At 61.8% G+C, this 22386-nt stretch carries 23 protein-coding genes and 1 pseudogene; 12 read left to right on the top strand and 12 right to left on the bottom strand.

Features of this window, described 5'->3' with window-relative positions; genetic code table 11:
• Window positions 1-18: 18 nt before the first annotated feature.
• From ccoS to ccoN, 9 genes and pseudogenes are all read right to left on the bottom strand, one after another.
• The gene (gene ccoS / locus RHE_RS29030) at window positions 19-177 is read right to left on the bottom strand and encodes a cbb3-type cytochrome oxidase assembly protein CcoS (protein ID WP_011428803.1); all 159 of its coding nucleotides are present in this window, start codon (window positions 175-177) and stop codon (window positions 19-21) included.
• Window positions 174-2459: a cation-translocating P-type ATPase gene (locus RHE_RS29035; RefSeq protein WP_011428804.1), complete on the bottom strand. Its 2286-nt coding sequence runs from the start codon at window positions 2457-2459 to the stop codon at window positions 174-176. The genes ccoS and RHE_RS29035 overlap by 4 nt, the downstream gene beginning before the upstream one ends.
• The gene (locus RHE_RS29040) at window positions 2456-2938 is read right to left on the bottom strand and encodes a FixH family protein (RefSeq protein WP_011428805.1); all 483 of its coding nucleotides are present in this window, start codon (window positions 2936-2938) and stop codon (window positions 2456-2458) included. The genes RHE_RS29035 and RHE_RS29040 overlap by 4 nt, the downstream gene beginning before the upstream one ends.
• Window positions 2935-4503 carry a cytochrome c oxidase accessory protein CcoG gene (ccoG, locus tag RHE_RS29045; RefSeq protein WP_011428806.1) on the bottom strand — a complete coding sequence of 523 codons (1569 nt, stop codon included), beginning with the start codon at window positions 4501-4503 and terminating at the stop codon, window positions 2935-2937. The genes RHE_RS29040 and ccoG overlap by 4 nt, the downstream gene beginning before the upstream one ends.
• A 170-nt stretch (window positions 4504-4673) precedes the next feature.
• Entirely contained in the window at window positions 4674-4859 is a 186-nt protein-coding gene (locus RHE_RS29050; RefSeq protein ID WP_042120024.1) for a hypothetical protein, read from the bottom strand.
• A 10-nt stretch (window positions 4860-4869) separates the two neighbouring features.
• Complete coding sequence (gene ccoP / locus RHE_RS29055) at window positions 4870-5733, bottom strand: cytochrome-c oxidase, cbb3-type subunit III (RefSeq protein ID WP_011428807.1); 864 nt, start codon at window positions 5731-5733, stop codon at window positions 4870-4872.
• 1 nt (window position 5734) lies between these two features.
• Window positions 5735-5887, bottom strand: coding sequence for a CcoQ/FixQ family Cbb3-type cytochrome c oxidase assembly chaperone (locus tag RHE_RS29060; RefSeq protein WP_011428808.1), 153 nt, complete (start codon window positions 5885-5887; stop codon window positions 5735-5737).
• Window positions 5888-5894: 7 nt separating this feature from the next.
• Window positions 5895-6629 (bottom strand): cytochrome-c oxidase, cbb3-type subunit II, encoded by a 735-nt coding sequence (ccoO, locus tag RHE_RS29065; protein ID WP_011428809.1) that lies wholly within the window; start codon window positions 6627-6629, stop codon window positions 5895-5897.
• Between the two features lie 8 nt (window positions 6630-6637).
• Window positions 6638-8258, bottom strand: a pseudogene (gene ccoN / locus RHE_RS29070) (cytochrome-c oxidase, cbb3-type subunit I).
• A gap of 237 nt (window positions 8259-8495) precedes the next feature.
• Here ccoN and RHE_RS29075 point away from each other — a divergent pair.
• The 6 genes from RHE_RS29075 to RHE_RS34635 all read left to right on the top strand — a co-directional run bounded on the left by RHE_RS29075 (window position 8496) and on the right by RHE_RS34635 (window position 14461).
• On the top strand, window positions 8496-9227 hold the full coding sequence (locus tag RHE_RS29075) for a Crp/Fnr family transcriptional regulator (protein WP_011428811.1): 732 nt from the start codon (window positions 8496-8498) through the stop codon (window positions 9225-9227).
• 24 nt (window positions 9228-9251) lie between these two features.
• Complete coding sequence (locus tag RHE_RS29080) at window positions 9252-11177, top strand: hybrid sensor histidine kinase/response regulator (RefSeq protein ID WP_042120025.1); 1926 nt, start codon at window positions 9252-9254, stop codon at window positions 11175-11177.
• 320 nt (window positions 11178-11497) lie between these two features.
• The gene (locus RHE_RS29085; protein ID WP_011428813.1) at window positions 11498-11941 is read left to right on the top strand and encodes a pseudoazurin; all 444 of its coding nucleotides are present in this window, start codon (window positions 11498-11500) and stop codon (window positions 11939-11941) included.
• Between the two features lie 58 nt (window positions 11942-11999).
• A complete protein-coding gene (locus RHE_RS29090; RefSeq protein WP_011428814.1) occupies window positions 12000-12527 on the top strand; it encodes a YcnI family copper-binding membrane protein in 528 nt (175 codons plus the stop codon).
• A gap of 20 nt (window positions 12528-12547) precedes the next feature.
• Window positions 12548-14149, top strand: a complete 1602-nt coding sequence (locus RHE_RS29095; protein ID WP_011428815.1) for a copper resistance CopC/CopD family protein — start codon at window positions 12548-12550, stop codon at window positions 14147-14149.
• 48 nt (window positions 14150-14197) lie between these two features.
• Window positions 14198-14461 carry an NUDIX domain-containing protein gene (locus tag RHE_RS34635; RefSeq protein ID WP_244425824.1) on the top strand — a complete coding sequence of 88 codons (264 nt, stop codon included), beginning with the start codon at window positions 14198-14200 and terminating at the stop codon, window positions 14459-14461.
• Between the two features lie 183 nt (window positions 14462-14644).
• Here RHE_RS34635 and RHE_RS29105 read toward each other — a convergent pair whose 3' ends face one another.
• The gene (locus tag RHE_RS29105) at window positions 14645-15133 is read right to left on the bottom strand and encodes a hypothetical protein (RefSeq protein ID WP_042120065.1); all 489 of its coding nucleotides are present in this window, start codon (window positions 15131-15133) and stop codon (window positions 14645-14647) included.
• Window positions 15134-15137: 4 nt separating this feature from the next.
• The gene (locus tag RHE_RS33340) at window positions 15138-15293 is read right to left on the bottom strand and encodes a hypothetical protein (protein ID WP_086005053.1); all 156 of its coding nucleotides are present in this window, start codon (window positions 15291-15293) and stop codon (window positions 15138-15140) included.
• Between the two features lie 105 nt (window positions 15294-15398).
• Between RHE_RS33340 and RHE_RS29110 the strand changes: the two genes are divergently transcribed.
• The 6 genes from RHE_RS29110 to RHE_RS29135 all read left to right on the top strand — a co-directional run bounded on the left by RHE_RS29110 (window position 15399) and on the right by RHE_RS29135 (window position 20876).
• On the top strand, window positions 15399-15938 hold the full coding sequence (locus tag RHE_RS29110; RefSeq protein WP_011428817.1) for a cytochrome c oxidase subunit 3: 540 nt from the start codon (window positions 15399-15401) through the stop codon (window positions 15936-15938).
• Entirely contained in the window at window positions 15935-16228 is a 294-nt protein-coding gene (locus RHE_RS29115) for a cytochrome C oxidase subunit IV family protein (RefSeq protein WP_042120026.1), read from the top strand. The genes RHE_RS29110 and RHE_RS29115 overlap by 4 nt, the downstream gene beginning before the upstream one ends.
• A gap of 99 nt (window positions 16229-16327) precedes the next feature.
• Window positions 16328-16780, top strand: coding sequence for a c-type cytochrome (locus tag RHE_RS29120; RefSeq protein ID WP_011428818.1), 453 nt, complete (start codon window positions 16328-16330; stop codon window positions 16778-16780).
• A 20-nt stretch (window positions 16781-16800) separates the two neighbouring features.
• Window positions 16801-18141 carry a cbb3-type cytochrome c oxidase subunit I gene (locus tag RHE_RS29125; protein ID WP_011428819.1) on the top strand — a complete coding sequence of 447 codons (1341 nt, stop codon included), beginning with the start codon at window positions 16801-16803 and terminating at the stop codon, window positions 18139-18141.
• A 29-nt stretch (window positions 18142-18170) separates the two neighbouring features.
• A complete protein-coding gene (locus RHE_RS29130; RefSeq protein ID WP_011428820.1) occupies window positions 18171-18986 on the top strand; it encodes a CbbQ/NirQ/NorQ/GpvN family protein in 816 nt (271 codons plus the stop codon).
• Between the two features lie 3 nt (window positions 18987-18989).
• Window positions 18990-20876 carry a nitric oxide reductase activation protein NorD gene (locus tag RHE_RS29135; RefSeq protein ID WP_011428821.1) on the top strand — a complete coding sequence of 629 codons (1887 nt, stop codon included), beginning with the start codon at window positions 18990-18992 and terminating at the stop codon, window positions 20874-20876.
• A 139-nt stretch (window positions 20877-21015) separates the two neighbouring features.
• Here the strand turns inward: RHE_RS29135 and hemN are convergent, their stop codons facing one another.
• Window positions 21016-22368 carry an oxygen-independent coproporphyrinogen III oxidase gene (gene hemN, locus RHE_RS29140; protein WP_011428822.1) on the bottom strand — a complete coding sequence of 451 codons (1353 nt, stop codon included), beginning with the start codon at window positions 22366-22368 and terminating at the stop codon, window positions 21016-21018.
• Window positions 22369-22386: the final 18 nt, after the last annotated feature.

Below are 22386 nucleotides of genomic sequence, written 5' to 3' on the forward strand. Positions count from 1 at the left end.
TCGTTTGGCGTGTACGGTTCAGGATTTCTTCCGATCGGTTTCGTCCTCGGCCAGGATTCGCCAGGCGGCGCCCTCAAGGTCGTCATACTGGCCGCTCTTCAACGACCAGAGGAATGCCAGGAGGCCTATTCCGCCCATGAGCAGCGCAATCGGTATCAGATAGATCAGCATGTTCATGCGGGTTTGACCTCCGGATTGCCGCCGGCGCGCGCCTCGGTCCGCGGGCCGGTCCGCTTGCCGAAAGCGTTCAGCCGCAGCGCATTTGTTACGACGATGATCGACGATGTCGACATGGCCACCGCCGCGATCAGCGGCGTCGCCAATCCGGCAATCGCGATTGGAAGAGCCAGCACGTTGTAGCCTATGGCGAGCGCAAAATTCTGCCGAATGAGGCTTGCGGATCTTCGCGCGACGGCGATTGCTTCCGGCACGGCATCGAGACGCTCGTGGAAAAAGACAAGGTCGGCGGCCTGCCTGCCGATATCGGATGCGGTGGCGGGCGCCATCGAGACATGCGCGGCGGCAAGGGCGGGCGCATCGTTGATCCCGTCGCCGACCATGAGTACGCGGTGGCCTTCCGCGCTGAGCTCCCGGCATTCCTCGACCTTCTGTTTCGGAGCCAAGGCGCCCATGGCCTTGTCGATGCCGAGAGCTTGCGCAGTGTTGTCGACGACTGTCTGCCTGTCCCCCGAAATCATCAGCGTTTCAAGGCCGGTTGCGGCGAGCTGGCGGACGGCCGAGGCCGCGCCCGGGCGAAGCGTGTCGTCGAACAGGAAACGGGCGAGATCGGCACCGTTCTTCGACAGGACCACCTCCGAAAACGGACTATCGGCCGCCGGCGTGAGGCCGGTTCCGCAGGCAAAGGCCCGATTGCCCAGCCGATAGACGTCCGTTCCGCTCCAGGCTTCCAATCCCCCGCCGGGCATTTCCGTGACCCTGTCGAAGGCGAAGGCGGAAACGAACTCCATGTCCCGCACCAGCGCCTGCGAAAGGGGGTGGCGTGAATGCGCTGCCAATGCCGAGGCGATTGTGGTAATGCCCGCGTCGATCGCTTCGGCCCGGACGAGGCGGGGGCGGCCCAAAGTCAGCGTGCCGGTCTTGTCGAAGGCGACGATGTCCGCCTCGGCCAGCCTTTCGAGCGCCGAACCGTCCTTGACCATGATGCCCCGGCGGAAGAGTTCGCCGGCTGCGACCACTTGGACCACCGGAACGGCAAGGCCCAATGCGCAGGGGCAGGTAATGATCAGTACCGCGACCGCGACCAGCATGGCCTGTTTCCAGTCGCCGCCGAGCAGGCCCCAGGCGAGAAAGGAGGCCAGCGCCAACAGGTGCACGACGGGGGAATAAAGTGCTGCGGCGCGATCGGCGACTCGGCGATAACGAGCCCTGCCGCCCTCGGCCGCCTCCATCAGACCGATGATTTCCGAAAGAAGCGAATCCCTTGCCACTTTCGTCGCCCGCAGAACGAGCGAACCGGTCAGGTTCATCGAACCCGAATTCACCGCGCTGCCTGCGGCAACGGCGACCGGGCTGCTTTCACCGGTGACGATGGAGAGGTCGACGTCGCTCTCGCCGCTGACGATCATGCCATCGACGGGAATGCGTTCGCCGGCCGCAATCGAGATGTTATCTCCGACCGCGATCTCTTCGACCGCGACGTAGCGCCGCGACCCGTCCTTCAGCATCAGCAGCGCCCCGCGCGGCGCCAGTCTGGCAAGGCCGTTGATCGCCGCGCGGGCTTTCTCCCGCATCACATGATCCAGGGTTCTGCCGATCAGCAGGAAAAACAGCAGAGACACCGACGCGTCGAACCAGGCATGTTCGCCATGGTGCATGGTTTCCCATAGGGAGACCGCATAGGACAGCGTCACGGCAAGCGAGATCGGAACGTCCATGTTGGTGCGCCCACGCTTGAGCGCGCTCCAGGCCGATTTGAAGAAGAAGCGTCCCGCATAAACCAGCGCCGGCGCCGCGATCATCGCCGAGATCCAGTGAAACATGTCGCGCGTCGCCGCATCGGCGCCCGACCAGACCGACACCGAGAGCAGCATGATGTTGGCGCCTGCAAAGCCGGAGACGCCGACCGCCAGCAGCAGCTGGTTCCGGATCCGGTCGGTTTCGGGAGCCGTCGGCGTGAAGAGATGCGCCCGGTAACCGGCCGCAGCGATCGCCGCCAGAATTTCGGACGGATCGGTCGCCCGCCCGTCGATCTCCTCCTGATAAATGCAACTGACCCGTCTGGCGGTCAGATTGACACGCGCTTTGCGGACGAAGGCAAGCGCCGACAGGGCGCTTTCGATGCTCGATATGCAGCCGCCGCAGTGAGCGTCGGGTACGCTGAGGTCGAGCTGTCGCAATCCGGCCCCGAGCGAATGGCTGGCAAGGCGGACTTCTTCGGCGCTGGAGGATGCCGTGCTGAGGGCGAGAACGCTCTCCGTGTCCATGGAGCAGCAGGTCATTGGCCGAACTCCGTGGTATCGAAGCGCTTGGCCTCGTGCATGACGACCATGCCGTTTCGTCTCGATATGGCTTCGACGATCCAGTCGCCGCCGGCGACTTCGTGATCGGCTTCGAACCGCCCTTCGCCCGTCTTGCGAAGCGCCAGGCTGAAATCCTCATGATCGCCGACGGGCCGTTTGAAATTCAGCGTGACCTCGTCGATGATCGCAGGCGCACCCCCCTGTTCGTGGATGTCGTAGCGGATTTCGCTGCCCTTGAGGAAGAGAGCGCCTTCGATGCCGGAGGCGGCCATCGCCTTCATCGCTGCCGCCTTGCCGTTGAATTCCTGGCTGGCCACATAGGTATTTTCCACGACCAGGCCGCTCCAGCTGGACGAGGCATAGACGGCCATGGTGACGTTGACGGCGATCACCACGGCGAAGAATGCGGAGGTGGCAAGCAGCATGTGCCAGCCGGTAAAACCTCTGGAAGCCTTCATTTCACGTCTCCCGGTGCATTGAACGCGGCGCGATAGGTCGCCCGGTCGGCATGGTCGGTATCCTCGATGACGAAGAGGAATTCTTTGATCGCGGCTCCGTCGGGCTTGCGCGTGACGAAGACCTTGAGCGTCGTCGCCGCGTCGGCTTCGGCATCGACGGTAAAGCTGCGGCCATGCTGCCGGCCGAACTCGGGAATGCGCATCGTGCCTCCCTCCAGCCCGACCAGGGTGATGGTCACGTCCCGCGGCTTCGGCACCATGTTGAGGACGCGAAGCGTGTAGCCGTTGCGGATGGAACCGTCGCTTTCCAGAACATATTGGGGGTTGCGGTCGTGGACGACGTTGAGCTCGAGCCGTTCGCGGAAGGCGAGATGCACGACCATGGCGATGCCGATCGATGCCCAGACGGCGGCATAGAAGACGATCCTCGGACGGAAGATGATGCGCCAGTCGAAATGCCGGACCGCCGGGATGAAGCTGCCGTCGTCGTTTCGCACATTGGAGGGGCGGATGGCTGTTTGCCCTCCGTCCGTCGCGAGCGACATGTTGCTCGAGTATTCGCTGAGCGTCGCATAGGCGATCAGGCCGCGCGGTTTTCCGAGCTTGTCCATGACGCCGTCACAGGCGTCGATGCAGAGCGCGCAGGTGATGCACTCCATCTGCTGGCCGTCCCGAATGTCTATCCCCATCGGGCAGACCGCGACGCAGGCATTGCAATCGACACAATCGCCAACCGGCAGACCTTGGGCCTGGGCCTTCTTCGCGTGGCGCGACCGCTGCTCGCCCCGCCAGTCGTTGTAGGTGACGACAAGCGAATTCTCGTCGAGCATGGCGCCCTGGATGCGCGGCCATGGACACATATAGGTGCACACCTGCTCGCGCATCAGGCCGCCGAGCACATAGGTCGTGGCGGTCAGGATGGCGATCGTGGCATAGGCGGCGGCAGGAGCGCTTCCGGCAAACAGCGACGTCGCCAGGCTCGGCGCGTCGGCAAAATAGAAGATCCATGCTCCGCCGGTGGCGACGCCGATCAGCAGCCAGATCGCATGCTTGGTCACCCGCTTCCTGATCTTGTCCAAGGTGAAGGGACCGGCGTCGAGTTTCATCCGCGCGTTGCGGTCGCCTTCGATGGCGCGTTCGACGACGAGAAAAAGATCGACCCAGACGGTCTGCGGACAGGCGTAGCCGCACCAGGCGCGGCCGATCGCGGCGGTGACGAGAAACAGGCCGAACCCCGCCATGACCAATAGGCCCGCAACATAATAAAATTCCTGCGGCCAGATCTCGATGAAGAAAAAGAAGAAACGCCGCGAGGAGAGGTCGACGAGGATGGCCTGGTCGGGCGCATAGGGACCGCGATCCCAACGGATCCACGGCGCGAGGTAGTAGATGCCGAGCGTGATCAGCATCACGAACCATTTGAACCGGCGGAATCGCCCCTCGGCGCGCTTCGGAAAAATCTTCTTGCGCGGCGCATAGAGAGGCTGGCGGTTGCGCCGGGCATTGACCGGCTCGACGCTGACGCGCTCAATGTCATTGGGATCGGGGGCGGTATAGAGATTCATGGGACCTGTCCGGTTTTCACCCGCTCTTGTCCCATCCGCGGCGCATCCGTTCCTTGATGCAGATCAAGAATGACCTTTCCGGAAGCGAAAAGGCCACGCCCGGGGTAAGGGCGTGGCCGGAGGACAGCGGGGGAGAAACACCGCTGGGGCGTCCTCGACAGGCGCTGATACTATCGGCTCGTCTGCTTGTGATCTTTAAGGCTGGCCAAACTCACGATCGAATTGCCGATTTTTGCCGGGTCGTCCTGCTCCGAAGATGCAGGCATCGGTTGAGCGCGCGCCGAGACACGCGATCGGATAACAGCACGCGGCGTGCCGTAGAGACCGAGGATCGGATTGTGGTCGTGGGCTGTCATGGCTTTCTCCTTACGTGCCGCCGCCCAGCGAATGGACGAAGATGGTCAGCTCCTTGACTGTCGTATCGCCGAGACGTCCCGCCCAAGCCGGCATGACGCCATGCTTGGGAGAGGCCACCTGGCGAAGGATGGCGTCTTCGCCGCGCGCTTTGAGCCAGATCGCATCGGCGAGATCCGGCGCGCCCATTTCGGCTTTGCCCTTGGCGTCCTCGCCGTGACATGCGGCGCAATTGTCAAGGAAGACCTGCTTTCCCGCCTCTGCGAGCGCGGGATCGGATGGCGTATTGGTCAGCCCCCAGACATAGGCGGCGACCTGCTTCATCTGGATGGGTTGCAGCACGTCGGTAAAGGGCGGCATCTCGGAAGCATGGGTCTCCGTATCGCCGTCGAAGCGGATCCCATGAGCGATCGTGGTCTGAATCGCCTCGAGGTCCCCGCCCCACAGCCAGTCATCGTCGTTGAGATTCGGGAACCCTGGGCCGCCACTCGCGCCCGAGCCGTGACAGGGCGCGCAGTTGACCTTGAATGCCGACGCCCCGCCGGCAATGGCGAATTCACGCAAAGCCGGATCCGCATCGATTTCCTGCACAGTCTTGGCAGCGATCAGATCATGGAACTTCGTCTGGGATGCCTTGGCGAGATCGAGATCCTGCTGCAACTCGGCGCGCGTCGAGTAGCCGAAATAGCCTTTCGTGGCGGATGTGATCATCGGGATGGCCGGATAGGCGATGGCATAGCCGATCGCCCACAGGATCGTCACGTAGAACGTCCAGACCCACCAGCGCGGCATCGGATTGTTGAGTTCGCGGATGCCGTCCCATTCATGTCCGGTCGTTTCGACGCCGCTCAATTCATCGATATGGTTTTCCGACATCTCAATCGTCCTTCAAGGGAATATCGGCGGCTTCTTTCGCCGTCTGCTTGCTGCCTGGGCGAAGGGTGAACATGACCGCGCCGACGAAGAATGCCGCCATCGCCAGGAGGCCCCAGCTGTCGGCGAAGTGTCTCATTGCAGTATAGGCTTCCATGGATCCCTCACCGGTAGCCGGTCGCGTCGTCATAGGTCGAGAAATCGACCAGTGTTCCGAGCATCTGCAGGTAGGACACCAGAGCGTCCATTTCGGTCAGCCTGGCCGGGTCGCCATCGAAATCGCCGATCTTCGTCTTCGGATAGCGCTGAAGCAGCGCCGTCGTGTCCGCGTTCGGATCGGCCTGAGCCCTCATGTCGGCCTCGGCATTCGCCAGCATGTCATCGCTATAAGGCACGCCCACATCCTCGTTGGCCTTGAGGTCCATTCCGACATCCTTGACCGTCACCTCCTGCTCCTTGAGGAAGGCGTAGCTCGGCATGATGGATTCCGGCACGACGGCGCGCGGATTTGCGAGATGCTGGACGTGCCATTCGTTCGAGTAGCGGCCGCCGACGCGGGCCAGATCCGGCCCGGTTCGCTTGGAGCCCCACTGGAACGGATGGTCGTACATCGATTCCGCGGCCAGCGAGTAATGGCCGTAACGTTCGACTTCATCGCGGAACGGCCGGATCATCTGGCTGTGGCAGAGATAGCAGCCCTCACGGATGTAAATGTTCCGTCCGGCGAGCTCCAGCGGCGTGTAAGGCCGCATACCTTCCACTTTCTCGATCGTGTTCTGCAGGTAGAACAGCGGTGCGATTTCAACGATGCCGCCGATGCTGACGACGAGCAGCGAGCCGACCAGAAGAAGCGTCGCGTTCTTCTCGAGGATCTTATGTTTATCAAGTATCGATGCCATGTCTCACCTCATTCGGCAGGCTGTGCCTGGGGCACGAAAGTGGTCGGGATAGCAGCTTCGTCGCGCAGGTGGCCGCGGATCGTCATGAACACGTTCCAGGCCATGACGAGACCGCCCGCCAGGTAAAGCGCTCCGCCGACCGCGCGCAGCACGTAGTAGGGGATCATCGCCGCGACCGTCTCCGCGAAGGAATAGACGAGGAAGCCCTGGGAATTGTATTCGCGCCACATCAGCCCCTGCTGGATGCCGGCAACCCAGAGCACAGCGGCGTAGATCACGATTCCGAGGGTCGCGAGCCAGAAGTGCCAGTTGACCATCCGCAGGCTATAGAGACGCTCGCGCCCCCACAGCTTCGGCGTCAGGTAATAGATCGCCCCGAAGGTGATCATACCCACCCAGCCGAGCGCCCCGGAATGCACGTGGCCGATCGTCCATTCGGTATAGTGGCTGAGCGAATTGACTGTTTTGACCGACATCATCGGGCCTTCGAAAGTCGACATGCCGTAAAAGGCGATGGCGACGATCATCATGCGGATGATCGGGTCCGTGCGGATCTTGTCCCAGGCGCCCGAAAGGGTCATCAGGCCGTTGATCATGCCGCCCCAGGAGGGCATCCAGAGCATGACCGAGAACACCATGCCGAGCGTCTGCGCCCAGTCGGGCAGCGCCGTGTAATGCAGGTGGTGCGGACCGGCCCAGATATACATGAAGATCAGAGCCCAGAAGTGGATGATCGACAGCCGGTAGGAATAGACGGGCCGGTTGGCCTGCTTCGGCACGAAATAGTACATCATGCCGAGGAAGCCGGCGGTGAGGAAGAAGCCGACGGCATTATGGCCATACCACCATTGGGTCAGCGCATCCTGAACGCCGGAGAAGAGCGAATAGCTCTTGGAGCCCAGGAACGAGGCCGGAACCGCAAGATTGTTGACCACATGCAGCATCGCAATGGTGACGATGAAGCCGAGATAGAACCAGTTCGCCACATAGATATGCGGTTCCTTGCGCTTCAGGATTGTTCCGAGATAGACGGCGAGATAGGCGACCCAGACGATAGTCAGCCACAGATCGACATACCACTCGGGCTCGGCATATTCACGGGCCTGGGTGATGCCGAGCACGTAGCCAGTCGCAGCCATGACGATGAAGAGCTGGTAGCCCCAGAAGACGAACCAGGCGAGCGTGCCGCCGAAGAGACGCGCGCGACAGGTGCGCTGCACCACGTAGAACGAGGTCATGATCAGCGCGTTGCCGCCGAAGGCGAAGATGACAGCTGAGGTGTGAACCGGCCGCAATCGTCCGAAGTTGAGATAGGGCGCAATGTTGAGGTCGGGAAAGGCCAGTTGCAGCGCGATAATCACGCCGACGAGGAAGCCGACGACGCCCCAGAACCGTGGCGATCAGGCCGTAGCGGACCACCTCGTCGAAATAACCTGTTACGTCGGCCTTGCGCTGTTGGCCCGCCGTTGAAAACTCGACGTTCCTGACAAGCAGCAGGGTTCCCGCCACGAGGCAGAGGCAAAGTATGCCCAAATGGACCGCAAAGAGATGATCGTGCGCGAATGCGGCTGCGAGCAGCGCTAGAAACGCTGCGACCGCGACCACCATCGTTTCCGTCGTGTAATTCATGATGTCGTCCCCAGTGCACAGACGACCGCCTCGCGGCCGGCTTTCTCGGATTTCGAGGCAGGACTGTCATGAAGCCGGGAATGGCTCCTTGATCTACATCAACAAGGGGCCTGGAAGCGTCGGACGAACCGTCGCTGTTACACACTGTTACAAACTTTCACCCTTTGGCACCGTCCGCTCATTCCGGTGTGACGCAGCGGCCTTCTACTGCACCCACTGCCACAAGGGGACACGACGATGCTGATGCAGAACAACCACGCGTTCGACAATGCCGAGAAGACGTTAGAAGGCCTTCATGCCGGCCAATCGCTGTCGTCGCTTTTCGTAAGTTCCACCGCCGAGGTCGTCGCAGCCGGCAAGGCCATTTGTTGGGAGGGCGACAAGGCCAACCATCTCTTCCAGGTGGAAGAAGGCGTCGTCCGCCTGCATCGCATCATCGGCGAAGGTCGCCGGGTGATAACCGCATTTCATTTCGCCGGCGATCTCATCGGCGCTTCCCTGCAAAACGATTTCCTGTTCACGGCCGAGGCCGTCACCGAATGCAAGATCCGCCGGATATCTCGCAAGAGTTTCCACGAAGAAGTCGCCCGTTCGAATGCGCTCGGCCCGGCCTATATCTCGCTGCTCTGCCAGGAGGCGGCCGCTGCGCATGAACAGATGGTGCTGCTGTCGAAGAAGAATGCCGAGGAGCGCCTCTGCAGCTTCATCGTCAAGCTTGCATCCCGCCGCAACCCGCAGCCGCGTCAGGGCCTCTTGCGTGTCCCCATGAACCGCCAGGACATTGCCGACCATCTCGGTCTGACCATCGAGACCGTCTCCCGCACGATCACGAAACTTGCCGCGCGCAACATCGTTGTTCCCGAGGGCAGGCACGACCTCAGGATCGTCAATCTCGCCCGGCTGGTGCAACTGTCCGGCGACGCTGATGATTTTTCGGAGAATTCCTGTCATAGGGTCAACCTGCATTGATGCAACAAGCCAGGATCGACGTTCATGCCCCATCGCCTCGTGTCACCGAGAACCGCATCGCCGCAGGAGCTGGATGCCATGGTGCACGTGCTCGACGGCGCAGATATCCTGGTTCATCGCTTCGACGGGACGATCACGCACTGGTCGATCGGCTGCGAGAACATGTATGGCTGGGCAAGAGAGGAAGCCGTCGGCGAAAAGGTCTATGACCTGCTGGCGACGAAGTTTCACGAACCGGCTGAAAACATCCGCGACCAGCTGAGGTCGCGCGGCTTCTGGCAGGGCGAGATCATTCACCGCCATAAGAGCGGGCACGAGATTCATGTCGCGTCCCGCTGCGTGCTGGTCAAACTGCCGGATGGAGAGTTTGCCGTCATCCAGACGAATAGCGACGTCAGCGCCCTGAGGGGCGCGCAGGAGGCGGTCAAGGCCCGCGAGGCGCACCTCAGTTCGATCCTCGACACCGTACCCGATGCGATGGTGGTGATCGACCACAAAGGGACGGTGCTGTCGTTCAGCAAGGCTGCCGAAAAACTGTTCGGAATGCCTTCGGATCAGATTTGCGGCCGCAACGTCAGCAACCTGATGCCGAACCCCTACCGCGACGCTCACGACGGCTATATCGACCATTATATCGAAACCGGCGAGAAGCGCATCATCGGCTATGGGCGCGTTGTCACAGGACAGCGGGCGGACGGCTCGCAATTCCCGATGGAACTCCATGTCGGCGAGGCAACGGCGAACGGCGAGCGGATCTTCACAGGTTTCGTCCGCGACTTGACGAGCCGCTTCAAGATCGAGGAGGACCTTCGTCAGGCACAGAAGATGGAGGCGATCGGACAGCTGACCGGCGGTCTCGCGCATGACTTCAACAACCTCCTTACCGTCATCAGCGGCAACCTCGAAATGATCGAGGACAAGCTGCCGCCCGGCAGCCTTCGCGATATCCTCAGGGAGGCGCAGGCCGCCGCGCAGGACGGAGCTATCCTGACGGGCCAGCTGCTGGCATTCGGCCGGCGCCAGCCGTTGAATCCCAAGCATGCGGATCTCGGGCAGCTCGTCACCGGCTTTGCCGATCTGCTGCGGCGAACACTTGGTGAAGATATCAAGCTGTCGACCATTATCGACGGGTCGGACCTCAGCGTTCTGGTCGACAGCTCGCAGCTTCAGAACGCCATCCTGAACATCGCCCTGAACGCGAGGGATGCCATGCCGAAGGGCGGCAGTCTGACGACGACGATTTCGCGTGTCCATCTCGATGCCGATTATGCAAAAATGTATCCGGAAGTGCGCAGCGGCAACTTCGTCCTCGTCACCATGACGGATACCGGCATGGGCATGACCGAGGAGGTCAGGAAGCGGGCGATAGAACCGTTTTTCACAACGAAGGAAGTCGGCTCGGGCACGGGTCTCGGGCTCAGCATGGTCTATGGTTTCGTCAAGCAATCGGGCGGGCATCTCCAGCTCTACAGCGAGGTGGGACGCGGCACGACGGTTCGGATATATCTGCCGGCCGTCGCCGGCGCAAAGCCCCGCGAGCCGGCGCCGGATCATGGCGTCGTCGAGAGCCAGCTGCCGCGCGGGGACGAAACGGTGCTGGTCGTCGAGGATGACGCCCGCGTCCGCCGCGTCGCCGTCGCAAGACTCGCTTCGATGGGCTACACGGTGCTTGAAGCCGAAAACGGCCGCCGCGCACTCGATCTCCTCAGGGAAAATCCCGACATCGCGCTCCTGTTCACCGACATCGTGATGCCGGGCGGGATCACCGGCGACGAACTCGCGCGGGAGGTGCGCCTCTTGCGGCCCGACATCGCCGTTCTGTTCACCTCGGGATATTCCGAGCCGGGCCTTGCGGGCAAGGGTATCGTTCCCGGCGCACAGTGGCTGCGCAAGCCCTACACAGCAAGGGAGCTGGCGTTGAAGATCCGCGAGCTTCTCGACACGAAGTGAGCTCCAGGCTCGCGGCCGTCAGGACCATATTGTCGGGCTGACGTTCGCCAAGGAGCGTCTTTCCGGCCGTTCGCATTGCCGATGGCTTCCGCCGATTAGGCAGGAATTACAACTCCCATTCGAAAATCGGCTTGGACGACTGGCGCAACGCCGCTGCGCCGGGTGACGCGTGCGTATGCTTGCCGTGAAGTCGAGCCGGCAGCCGAACCCCGATCGCCGGCTTTTTTCCCGAGTTTGACGGGCGTCAAAGAAGCCGGTTCCGGCATCTCTTAAAAGAAGTTCATGAGGCTGATAGAGCCTCTCAGAACAGGAGATTGCAAATGCGTTTGAAATTCGGTCTGATCGCTGCAACGGCAGCCTTGATTGTCTCGGCAGCGCCGTTGATGGCCGCCGACCACCAGGTTCAGATGCTCAACAAAGGCGCTGACGGCGCGATGGTGTTCGAACCCGGCTTCCTGAAAATCGCCCCCGGCGACACCGTCACCTTCATTCCCACCGACAAGAGCCACAATGTCGAGACTTTCATGGGGCTCATTCCAGACGGCGTTGCCGAATTCAAATCCAAGCCGAACGAACAGTATCAGGCGAAATTCGATGTTCCGGGCGCCTATGTCCTGAAATGCACGCCTCATGCCGGCATGGGCATGGTTGCCCTGATCCAGGTCGGCGACAGCCCGGCCAATCTCGACGCGATCAAGACCGCAAAGGTACCGAACATGGTGCGCAAGCGGCTCGATGCCGACCTCGCCAATATCACCCAGTGATCAATGAAAGCTGCGGATGGCCGCGCTTGCGCGCCATCCCGCACATTGGAGAATAATCATGCTCAAGGCTATGGCCATTGCTTTCGTGGTGGTTGCCTGCGCGGCAGGCGCAGCCAATGCTCATGTCACCCTCGAGCAAGGCCAGGCGCAGCCAGGCCAGGCGTACAAGGCAATCCTTCGTGTCGGACACGGTTGCGAGGGCAAGGCAACGATCAAGATCCGCGTGAATATCCCGGAGGGTCTGCTATCGGCAAAGCCGATGCCCAAACCCGGCTGGACCATCGACAAGGTCAATGCGGCCTATGAGAAGAGCTACGATCTGTACGGCAAGCCGGTGAAGGAAGGTATCAGCGAGATCGCATGGTCCGGCGGCAATCTTGCCGACGACGAATATGATGAATTCGTTTTCCGCGCGACGGTCGCGAAGGAAATCCCGCCCAAGACCCGCATCTACGTTCCCGTCGTCCAGGAATGCACCGAAGGCGCCGTCGAACGCTGGATCGAAATTCCCGCGGCAGGCAAGTCGTCGGACGACTACGAAACCCCTGCCCCGTACTTCGACGTGGTCGAACAGCCGCGTTCGTGAGCAGGCGGGAGCCGTCGATCATGCGGTCCTTGACGGCGGTCAACCTCGCGGCGCGGCTCCTGCAGGCGGCTTGCGCCGCTGCCATCATCGCGATGGCCACGTTTCTGCCGACAGCCGCGCTTGCTCACGCCGCTCTCAAAAGTTCGACGCCAGCCGCCAACGAGACGCTGGACCGGCTACCGGCCGAAGTCGATCTGCATTTTAATGAACCTGTCCGACTTATCCGGGCAACGGCAAACGGGGATAGCGGCGCGAGCCGGGAATTGAATGCCGAGACAGCAGGTGCCGATGTCCGATTGCGCTTATCGGACCTGGATATCCGCGGCACCGTGATCGTCAGCTACCGCGTCGAGTCCGAAGACGGCCACCCCGTCGGCGGCGCGCTTGTGTTCAATGTCGGCGCACCTTCGGCTGGGTTGCCGGTTGCGGCCGGCCAGCCGGCCGATCTTTCTTTACCGATTGCCATCTGGCTCGTGCACACGGCCACGGTTCTGTTCCTGGCATTTGTCGTCGGCGGTGGGCTTTTCCACCGTTGGCTGGGCACCGGCGGCGGCCTGACGCCAGGCCTCGCAACCGTCTTGCCGCCTGCAACAGCTCTCTTGGTGGCGGGCCTCTATCTGCAGGGATTGGACGAAGCGGGAAGCGGCCTTGTCTTCGCCGGCGCAGGGCCGTTTCGGATCGCTCTGCAAGGCAATGCGGCGATTTGCGCCAGCCTGTTCCTTCTGTCGTTTCTGGTCGTCGCGCTTCCCTTCGCCGGCCGCAAGTTCGCCGGCCGCATACTTGCCGTCACGGCTCTGATAATCGCCACGAGCGGCTTTACCTTCAGCGGGCATTGCAGCTTGGTTGACCCGCGCTGGCTGGCGAGGACCGCGATATTTCTCCACAGCGCGACGCTTCTGTTCTGGATAGGAAGCCTGCCGCCACTGTGGCGGCTCTGCCGGAGACCATTGGACCTGCGCCCGCTGGACAGCTTCTCGCGGAATATCCCCTATGCCTTCGTCATGATGGTCCTTGCCGGATTTGTACTGGCGATCGCGGAGCTCCCGGCTCTTTCCCATATCCTGACGTCACTCTACGGCCGGATCCTCGTCGTCAAGATCATGTTGGTCGCGGCACTTTGCGTGCTCGCCGCCTATAACCGCTTCTGGCTGACAGGCGCGACTTTGGCGGGAGACGCGGTTGCGAGAGGGCGGCTGCGGCGAAACATTGTTATTGAAATCATCCTGGCCGTCGCGATCATCGGCGCGGCCGGTCTCTGGCGATTTGCCGGGCCGGGGCAAGCGGACGCCGCCGAGGTTTCAGCAATGTCATCCGTGCATCTGCATGCCGACGAGGTGATGGCGCAACTCGAGCTGGAAGCCGGGAGCAACGGGACCGCAGATATTCACGTCGCCGTCATGGCTCCCGATTTCAGGGCGCTCGATGCCCGGCAGGTCATTCTCCGCCTGAAGAACCCGGAATCCGCAATCGAACCGATGAAGTTCGAACTGACCAAAGCGCCGGAGGGCGGATGGAAGGCGAGCGGCCTTCCGGTGAGGGACCCGAAAGGCTGGCTGGCCGATCTGGAAGTGCTCATCGACGATTTTCATTCCGTGCATCTTGACGGCGACCTGTCGGAATAACCGCGGCGTCTACTTGCCTGACATGCACAACCGACCCATCGTTGAGGGATGAACAAGGCGCCGACACTCCTGTCCGGGCTTGCCGGCCATGCCGAGACGATCCTCCTCGGCAAGGTGCTGGAGCAGTTCGGCGCGCTTTGGCCGCGGGAGGAACCACGCGGCGGGTCCGAAGTTCTGCTGATCACGACGCGCGAAACCGGCCGGTGGACCATCCCCAAGGGCTGGCCGATCAAGGGGCTTGCCCCGCATGAGGTGGTCGAGCGTGAAGCCTGGGAAGAGGCTGGCGTGAAGGGGCGGGCAAAGAAACCGTGACGGTGCACATCATGACTGTTCTCCGCACCAAGGCCAATTTTCCGGAACGCAGGGAACGCAGGCTCGCCTGGGTGCCGCCTCTCGAGGCGGAGTCCTAGTGAACGAGCCGGAATTGAAAAGCCTGTTCCGGCGCGCCGAACGGCAAGCGCTTTCTTAAACCTTGAAAACCGAAACCGGTCTGGCTCAGGCCGCTTCCGTCTGCTCGATCGCATTATCCAGACGTGCCGCCGCCGCCATGGCCCGCTGCATCAATCGCATGATTTCGCGTTCCGACCTGATATGGCCGCGGATCGAGCAGAACAACGAGCGCAGCTGGTATCCGACCGCTTCCCAGGAGAGCCGGCAGCGCCCCTCACCCAGGCTTTCCAGCGTGACGACGACGTCCTGTGCGGCGCCATGATCGAACAGGCGTCCTACCCGCCGGCGTTCTTCCGCCTCGGCTCTTTCCCCGGCGTCCATGATCAGGCCGAGTCTCGCCGAGATCAGGCGTTTTTCAAGCTCATGTGTCGTCAGCAGCAGCGGAAGCAGACCGCTTGAGATACGGTCGCAGAGGTCCTCGTTGATGTGGCAGGGCAGGAAATCAGCGATGGCCTGGAGCACGTCGCACCAGGACATCAACTGGTCGTAGCAGTGTTCGAGTTCTGCAAAATCGGTCGGGATCGGCGTCTTCATCATATTACCTCTGCAGGAACAGGCTGGCGGCGATCGCGATTGACGCGAGCACCGCTGAGGTCGTGCCCATCCGCTGCAGCACACCCATGCGATTAAGGGCGATTGCGAATGCGATGATCACGGGGGTGGCTATCGACAGTCCAATTTGCGCGTCGGTCATCAGGATCTCCTTTCGTCAGACCCTAGGCGTTCCGATCGGTGCACTCTTTGCGATCGGTCAAAGAGCGCGCGCGATATCATTCCTATCGTCGCGGCCATGAGAGCGATGATTTCATCCGAGCCCCACGGCCAAGCCGCACCTGAGAGCGACGATCTGCTGGCATGGATCCTGGCGTGGAGCGAACTCGTGGCTTTTGCGGCACTGTTGACGGGCTTCGTCATCGCGTCCTGGTTCCAGCCGGAGGCATTTGCAGCCGGAAAGGCCAGGCTCCATCATGATATGGCACTCGCCAATACTGTCATCCTGCTGGTCAGCGGCTGGTTTGCGGCGCTCGCTCCACGATCCGGCAGCATAGGACGGCAACGCCTGGCCCTGTTAGCTGCGGCCGCCGGCGGAATTTTGTTCGTCGCTGTCAAACTCTACGAATATCGAGCAGAGGGCACCTCACTGCTTGCCGCGGACGTCTTCTCGCAGCTTTACGTCCTGATAACGGGGTTTCATCTGGCGCATGTGCTGTTCGGAGCCCTGGTCCTCGGACTGATGGCCCGCTTCCCATCGCCTGAGAATATCCATCTCATGACGACCCTCTGGCATGTCATCGACATCGTCTGGCTGGTCATGTTCCCGGTGATTTATCTCCTATGAAGACAGGCAACACGGCGAAGGCTCCGTCGCGGGCGCTGATCCTGCTTCTCATGCTGACATTCTGCCTCTTTGCAACCTCGATGATTCCGGCAGGTCCTGCGGCAAGAGCCGGATTGGTTCTTGCAGCCGTCGCCATCGCTTTGGCGAAGGTGCGTCTCGTCGTCCTCGACTTCCTCGGCCTGCGTCACAACAATTCGCTGCTCGCACGCGCGTTGCTCTTGTGGGCCGGGGCCGTGTTGCTGGTCGCTTTGGCGAGGGCAACCGCATTCTCCGCTGTCTTTGCGAATTAACAAAGAACCGCCTCCGCCCTTCCGGCATCCAGGAGACGCGAGCCTTGGCTCCGTTTTCGACGTCACGGCGGGCTCCGCCACGACATGAAGGGATCATCGATGGCTGAACGCCTGACAAAAACCGCGGCCCGAAACGTGTTCTACGGCGGATCGGCCTTCTTCTTCGCTATATTCGTCGGGCTGACGGCCCATAGCCACTATTACATCAGGACCGTTTCGACCGACGAGACGAAGCTGACCGAGAGCGTCGCCAGGGGCAAACACGTCTGGGAAAAGAACGCCTGCATCAACTGCCACACGCTGGACGGCGAAGGCGCCTATTTCGCACCCGAGCTGTCCAACGTCTGGATACGCTGGGGCGGCGACAAGGATCCGGCAAGCGCCCGTGAGGCGCTCCACGCCTGGATGGCGGCGCAACCCTCCGGCATCGAGGGCCGCAGGCAGATGCCGCAATTCAATCTGACCGAAGAAGAAGTGAACGATCTCGCGGACTTCCTCGAATGGGTCAGCAAGATGAACACGCAGGCGTGGCCGCCGAACCAGGCGGGCTGACGGGCGAGAGGATCAAGCAAATGAAATACAAGACACAAAGCGTCGCCATGCTCTATTTCTACGGAGCGCTCGGCCTCTTCATGGCGCAGCTGCTATTCGGCGTCCTGGCGGGAACGATCTACGTTCTGCCGAATACGCTGCCGGTCGAGCTTCCGTTCAACATCGTCCGCATGATCCACACGAACGCGCTCATCGTCTGGCTGTTGATGGGCTTCATGGGCACCACCTATTTCCTGCTTCCGGAGGAGTGCGAGACGGAACTCTACAGCCCGAAACTCGCCATCGCGCAATTCTGGATCTTCCTGATAGCCGCAGCGGTCGCCGTCATAGGTTACCTGTTCCACATCCACGAGGGCCGCGAGTTTCTCGAGCAGCCTTTCGCCATCAAGGTCGGCATCGTCGTCGTCGCCTTGATGTTCCTGTTCAACGTGACGATGACGGCTTTGAAGGGGCGCAAGACCACCATCACCAACATCCTGCTGTTCGGGCTCTGGGGTGTGGCGATCTTTTTCCTGTTTGCCTTCTACAACCCCGTCAACCTGTCGCTGGACAAGATGTACTGGTGGTATGTCGTCCATCTGTGGGTCGAAGGCGTCTGGGAGCTGATCATGGCCTCGGTCCTGGCTTTCCTGATGATCAGGCTGAACGGCATCGACCGGGAGGTCATCGAGAAATGGCTCTATGTGATCATCGGCCTGGCGCTCTTCTCCGGCATTCTCGGCACCGGCCATCACTATTATTGGATCGGTGCGCCCGGATACTGGCAGTGGATCGGCTCGCTTTTCTCGACGCTCGAGGTCGCCCCCTTCTTCACGATGGTGATTTTCACCTTCGTCATGACCTGGAAGGCTGGCCGCAAGCATGAGAACAAGGCGGCGCTGTTGTGGTCGATCGGATGCTCGGTCATGGCCTTCTTCGGCGCCGGCGTCTGGGGCTTCCTCCATACGCTGTCCTCGGTGAACTATTATACGCATGGCACGCAGGTGACGGCGGCGCACGGGCACCTCGCCTTCTTCGGCGCCTACGTCATGCTCAATCTGGCGGCGATGGCCTATGCCATTCCTCAGATCCGCGGCCGTGCGCCCTATAATCAGTGGCTTTCGATCACGAGCTTCTGGATCATGTGCACGGCGATGTCGGTGATGACCTTCGCCCTCACCTTTGCCGGCATCATCCAGGTTCATCTGCAGAGAATACTCGGCGAGGCCTATATGGACGTGCAGGACCAGCTCGGCGTCTTCTACTGGGTGAGACTCGGCTCCGGCGTCTTCGTCTTCATCAGCGCGCTGATGTTCATCTGGTCGGTCCTCGTTCCGGGCCGCGCCCGCCTGCCCGACGCAATCGCACAGCCCGCCGAATAGGCGGGCTCCCCCCTTTGGAGAACAGAGAAATGACGATCGCGCTTAATCTTCCGCTCAATCCTAATGCGGGAATTCCGCACTACACCGCCCATGGAAACGAATGCGCGCTTTTCGAGAGCGCCTGGAGCCGGCAGTTGCCCATTCTGCTCAAGGGGCCGACGGGCTGCGGCAAGACCAGGTTCGTCCGCCACATGGCCGCGCGCCTGGGACTGCCGGTCTCGACCGTCTCCTGCCATGACGATCTCACCGCCGCCGATCTGACCGGGCGCTATCTTTTGAAAGGCGGCGAAACCGTCTGGGTCGACGGTCCGCTGACCAAGGCCGTGCGCGAGGGCGGCGTCTGCTACCTCGACGAGATCGTCGAAGCCCGCAAAGACGTCGCCGTCGTTCTTCATCCGCTGACGGACGACCGCCGGCTGCTGCCCCTCGAGCGCACCGGCGAGCTCATCGAGGCGCAATCGTCTTTCATGGTGGTTGTGTCGTATAATCCGGGTTACCAGAATCTGATGAAATCGCTGAAGCCCAGCACGCGTCAGCGCTTCGTGTCGATCGAGTTCGATTTTCTTCCCAGGGACCGCGAGATTGCGGCCGTATCGATCGAAAGCGGCTTGGCCGAAAGCCGGGTGGCGCCGCTGGTGGACCTTGCCCGCCGGCTCCGCACGCTCAAAGGACAGGATCTCGAGGAAGGCGTGTCGACGCGCCTCATCATCTACTGCGCGACCCTCGTCGATGCGGGGATGCCGCTTGTCGAGGCGGTCAGAGCCGCGATCATCGAGCCGCTGACGGACGAAGCCGATGTGAAGGCCGCCCTTGTCGAAGTGGCCGCAGCGACGCTCGGCAGGTGAGCGATGCTCGAATTCCTGGAACTCGAAGAAACGGTCGGACGCGCGTGGCACCGCCTTGTCGGCGACACCCGCTCCTGGCCCCGCCATCCGCAGCATGAGGTCAAACTGGCCGACATCAGATCGCAGCTGTCGGTCTGCTTCCGCGCCTTCGGCGGCGAGCCGACGTTGCAGATCCAGAAATCGCGCCAGCAGAGCTCGTCGCACCGGCTGCGTTTCCGGCAGGTCGTCGGCCTCGGCGAGGAGAGAAGCGATCATCCGACCTGGGACGGCAGCGCAATCCATCTGCCTGCATCGATCGAAATCTTCGATGACGAACGGCTGAACCGGGATCTCTATTTCTGGCTCGCGGCCTACATTGCGGTGGCTTCCACGCCCGATCGCAGGGCAGACGACGCCATGCTTTCCGACATCGCCCGGATCGAAGCGGGGCGCAGAAACGCCGCGCGAGTGGTCGCGACCTTTCCTGGCATGCATGCTCGGTACCTTCGCCTGAGCGAGGCCATTCTCGCATGCCGAACCCGCGGCAGGCTGCCCAAGGCCGAGAGGCAGGTCGAGGATTATCTGCGCTTCGCCCTGGCATTTCCATTGGGGGACCGGCTGGCCAACCTTATCCGGCCGACGGCAGCCAAGGCGCCCCCAGGTTATCTGCCGATGCTGCCTGTCCCGATCTGGCCAGACTTCACCGGACGCGCGGAAGCTGAAAAATCCGACCGCGAGGACCTTCCCTCCGAGGGTGGCGAGGCAGGCCCTGCCCGCTCTTCGCATCAGGCCGTCCGCAAGAAGGACGCCTACGACCGCCGGCGCGATCCCTTCATCCTCAACCGCTTCGAAAAGATCCTCGCCATGGCCGAGATGGTCAACGTCGACCGTCCGACGGATGACCGGGACGACGACGATGCCGGCGCAGCCGATGAACTTGACGAGATCAGCTTGAGCGAAACACGTGAGCGGCCGAAGTCGAAGTTCCGTTTCGACCTGGATCTCTCCCCGGAAGCCTCGGACGTCTCGCAAATCCACGGCGCATTCACCTATCCCGAATGGGATTACCGCAGAAAGCAATATATGGAGGATCACTGCCGCGTCCTCCTCGGCACCGTCCCGGCCCCGCAGCAGGCGACCGTCGCGACCGATCAGGCCATCGTGCGCAAGATCAGACGGCAATTCGAGACGCTCCGGCCGAAGCGGGAGATCCGGAAGGCGCAGCTCGACGGCAACGACCTCGACCTCGAGGCGCTGATACGGGCGCGCGCCGATCTGCTTGCAACCGGCCAGCCGGATGACCGCATTTATGAATGCGCCCGTCCTGCCTCACACGAACTTGCTACGTCGATCCTCGTCGACGTCTCGTTGTCGACGGATTCCTGGGTGGATAACCGCAGGGTCCTCGATCTCGAGAAACAGGCGCTCGACGTCTTCGCGCGCGGCCTGGATGCCTGCGGCGACAGTTTCTCCATTCACACTTTCACGTCGAGACGCCGCAACTGGGTGCGTATCGACAGCATCAAGGAGTTCGAGGAGACGTTCTCGCCGACGACCGCGAGGCGGATCGCCGATCTGAAGCCCGGCTATTACACGCGTATGGGGGCGGCCCTCCGGCATGTGTCGGGGCAGTTGCACCAGCACGGCGCGCGGAAAAAGCTGCTCCTCATCCTGACGGACGGCAAGCCGAATGACGTCGATCATTACGAAGGACGATTTGCCCTGGAGGACAGCCGAAAAGCGGTCGCCGAAGCCCGCGCCCTCGGCCAGGCCGTCTTTGCCGTCACCGTCGACCGCAACGCCGGCGACTATCTGCCGGCAATCTTCGGAAGGGCGGGCTTTGCCGTGATCTCGGAGCTTTCGAAACTGCCGAGCGCACTGCCGGCGATCTATCGAAACCTCACCGCCTGAGCGCATCCACGAACAGGCCGGAGCCGCTCGACTGGCGCCTCCCACCTGGCTTGATGTTCTTTGTTTTCACAACGCGTTTTAGCTTTGTTCTTATACGTGTGGTTATCCCGGAACGCTGCACACATTCCGGCGATATGCATCAGGCTGCCTTGCTGTGCGTGCGCCCGTGCGAGCCGAAATAGGCGTCGAACGCCGCCGCGACGGCACGGACCATGAAGCGCGCCTCCTGGAACACCGCGATCCGCTCGCCGCTGATCGTCACGACGCCGTCCGCCACGAGTTCGCCGAGACGCTCGTTGCGCTCGACAAGGAACCCGCTGTCGAAACCCGACCCGCTGCTCAGCTTGCCGAGATCGGCTTCGAAATCGCACATCAGCCTCTCGATGATCTTCGCCCGAAGTTTGTCCTCTTCTGTGAGAAGATATCCCTTGGCGGTCGGCAGCACGCCGGAGGCAATCCGCTCGGCATAGAGGCCGAGCGGCACGTGGTTCTGCATATAACCGGTCGGCAGCCGCCCGATCGCAGATGCGCCGAGGCCGATCAGGTTGTCGCAATCATCCGTGGTATAGCCCTGGAAGTTCCTTCTCATCGCGCCCTTGCGCGCGGCGATCGCCAGCTGATCGTCCGGCAGTGCAAAATGATCGAGCCCGATGCGCTGATATCCGACCTTCTGCAGCTCCTCGGCGATCGCTTCCGCCTGCTCGTTGCGCTGTTTTGCGTCCGGCAACGTGCTTTCGTCGATCAGGCGCTGATGCTTCTTGAAAGCGGGTATGTGGGCATAACCGAAAACGGCGAAACGTTCGGGACGCAGCTCCGCAGCCAGCCGGACCGTTTCGATGCAGGATTGGACGGTCTGTTTCGGAAGGCCATAAATCAGGTCGAAATTGATGCTGCTCACGCCTGAAGAGCGCAGGCCGACGACCGCCGTTTCCGTCTGCTCGAAGGACTGCAGCCGATTGATGGCTGCCTGCACGACCGGATCGAAACTCTGGACGCCGAGGCTTGCCCGGTCGACGCCGTTTTCGGCGAGCGCCTCGATCATGGGGGCAGCCAACGTGCGCGGATCGATCTCGACGGCGACGCCGGCGTCCGCCTCGAAAGCGAAGGCGCTCCTGAGCTTTGCCATCAGAGCGGAAAATTCCTGCGGTCTCATGATCGTCGGCGTGCCGCCGCCGAAGTGCACGTTCTTGACGGGCACGTCGTTTCCAGCCGCAAAGGAGACGAGCTCGATCTCTTGGCTCATCACGTCAAGATAGTCGGCGACCGGGGCATCTTGCCGGGTGATGGTCGTGTGGCAGCCGCAGTACCAGCACATCGAGCGGCAGAACGGGACGTGGAGGTAAACCGAAACCGGGCCGGCTTTGGCGATATCGGCGAGGGCGCTGGCATATTCATTCGGCCCCACGGCAGCGGAAAAAGCCGGCGCCGTCGGGTAACTCGTATAACGCGGAAGCCGCGCATCGCCATATTTGGCGATCAGATCGTTGGACATTGTCACATCCCTCTTCAA

This window comes from Rhizobium etli CFN 42, from assembly GCF_000092045.1.
GTDB lineage: Bacteria > Pseudomonadota > Alphaproteobacteria > Rhizobiales > Rhizobiaceae > Rhizobium > Rhizobium etli.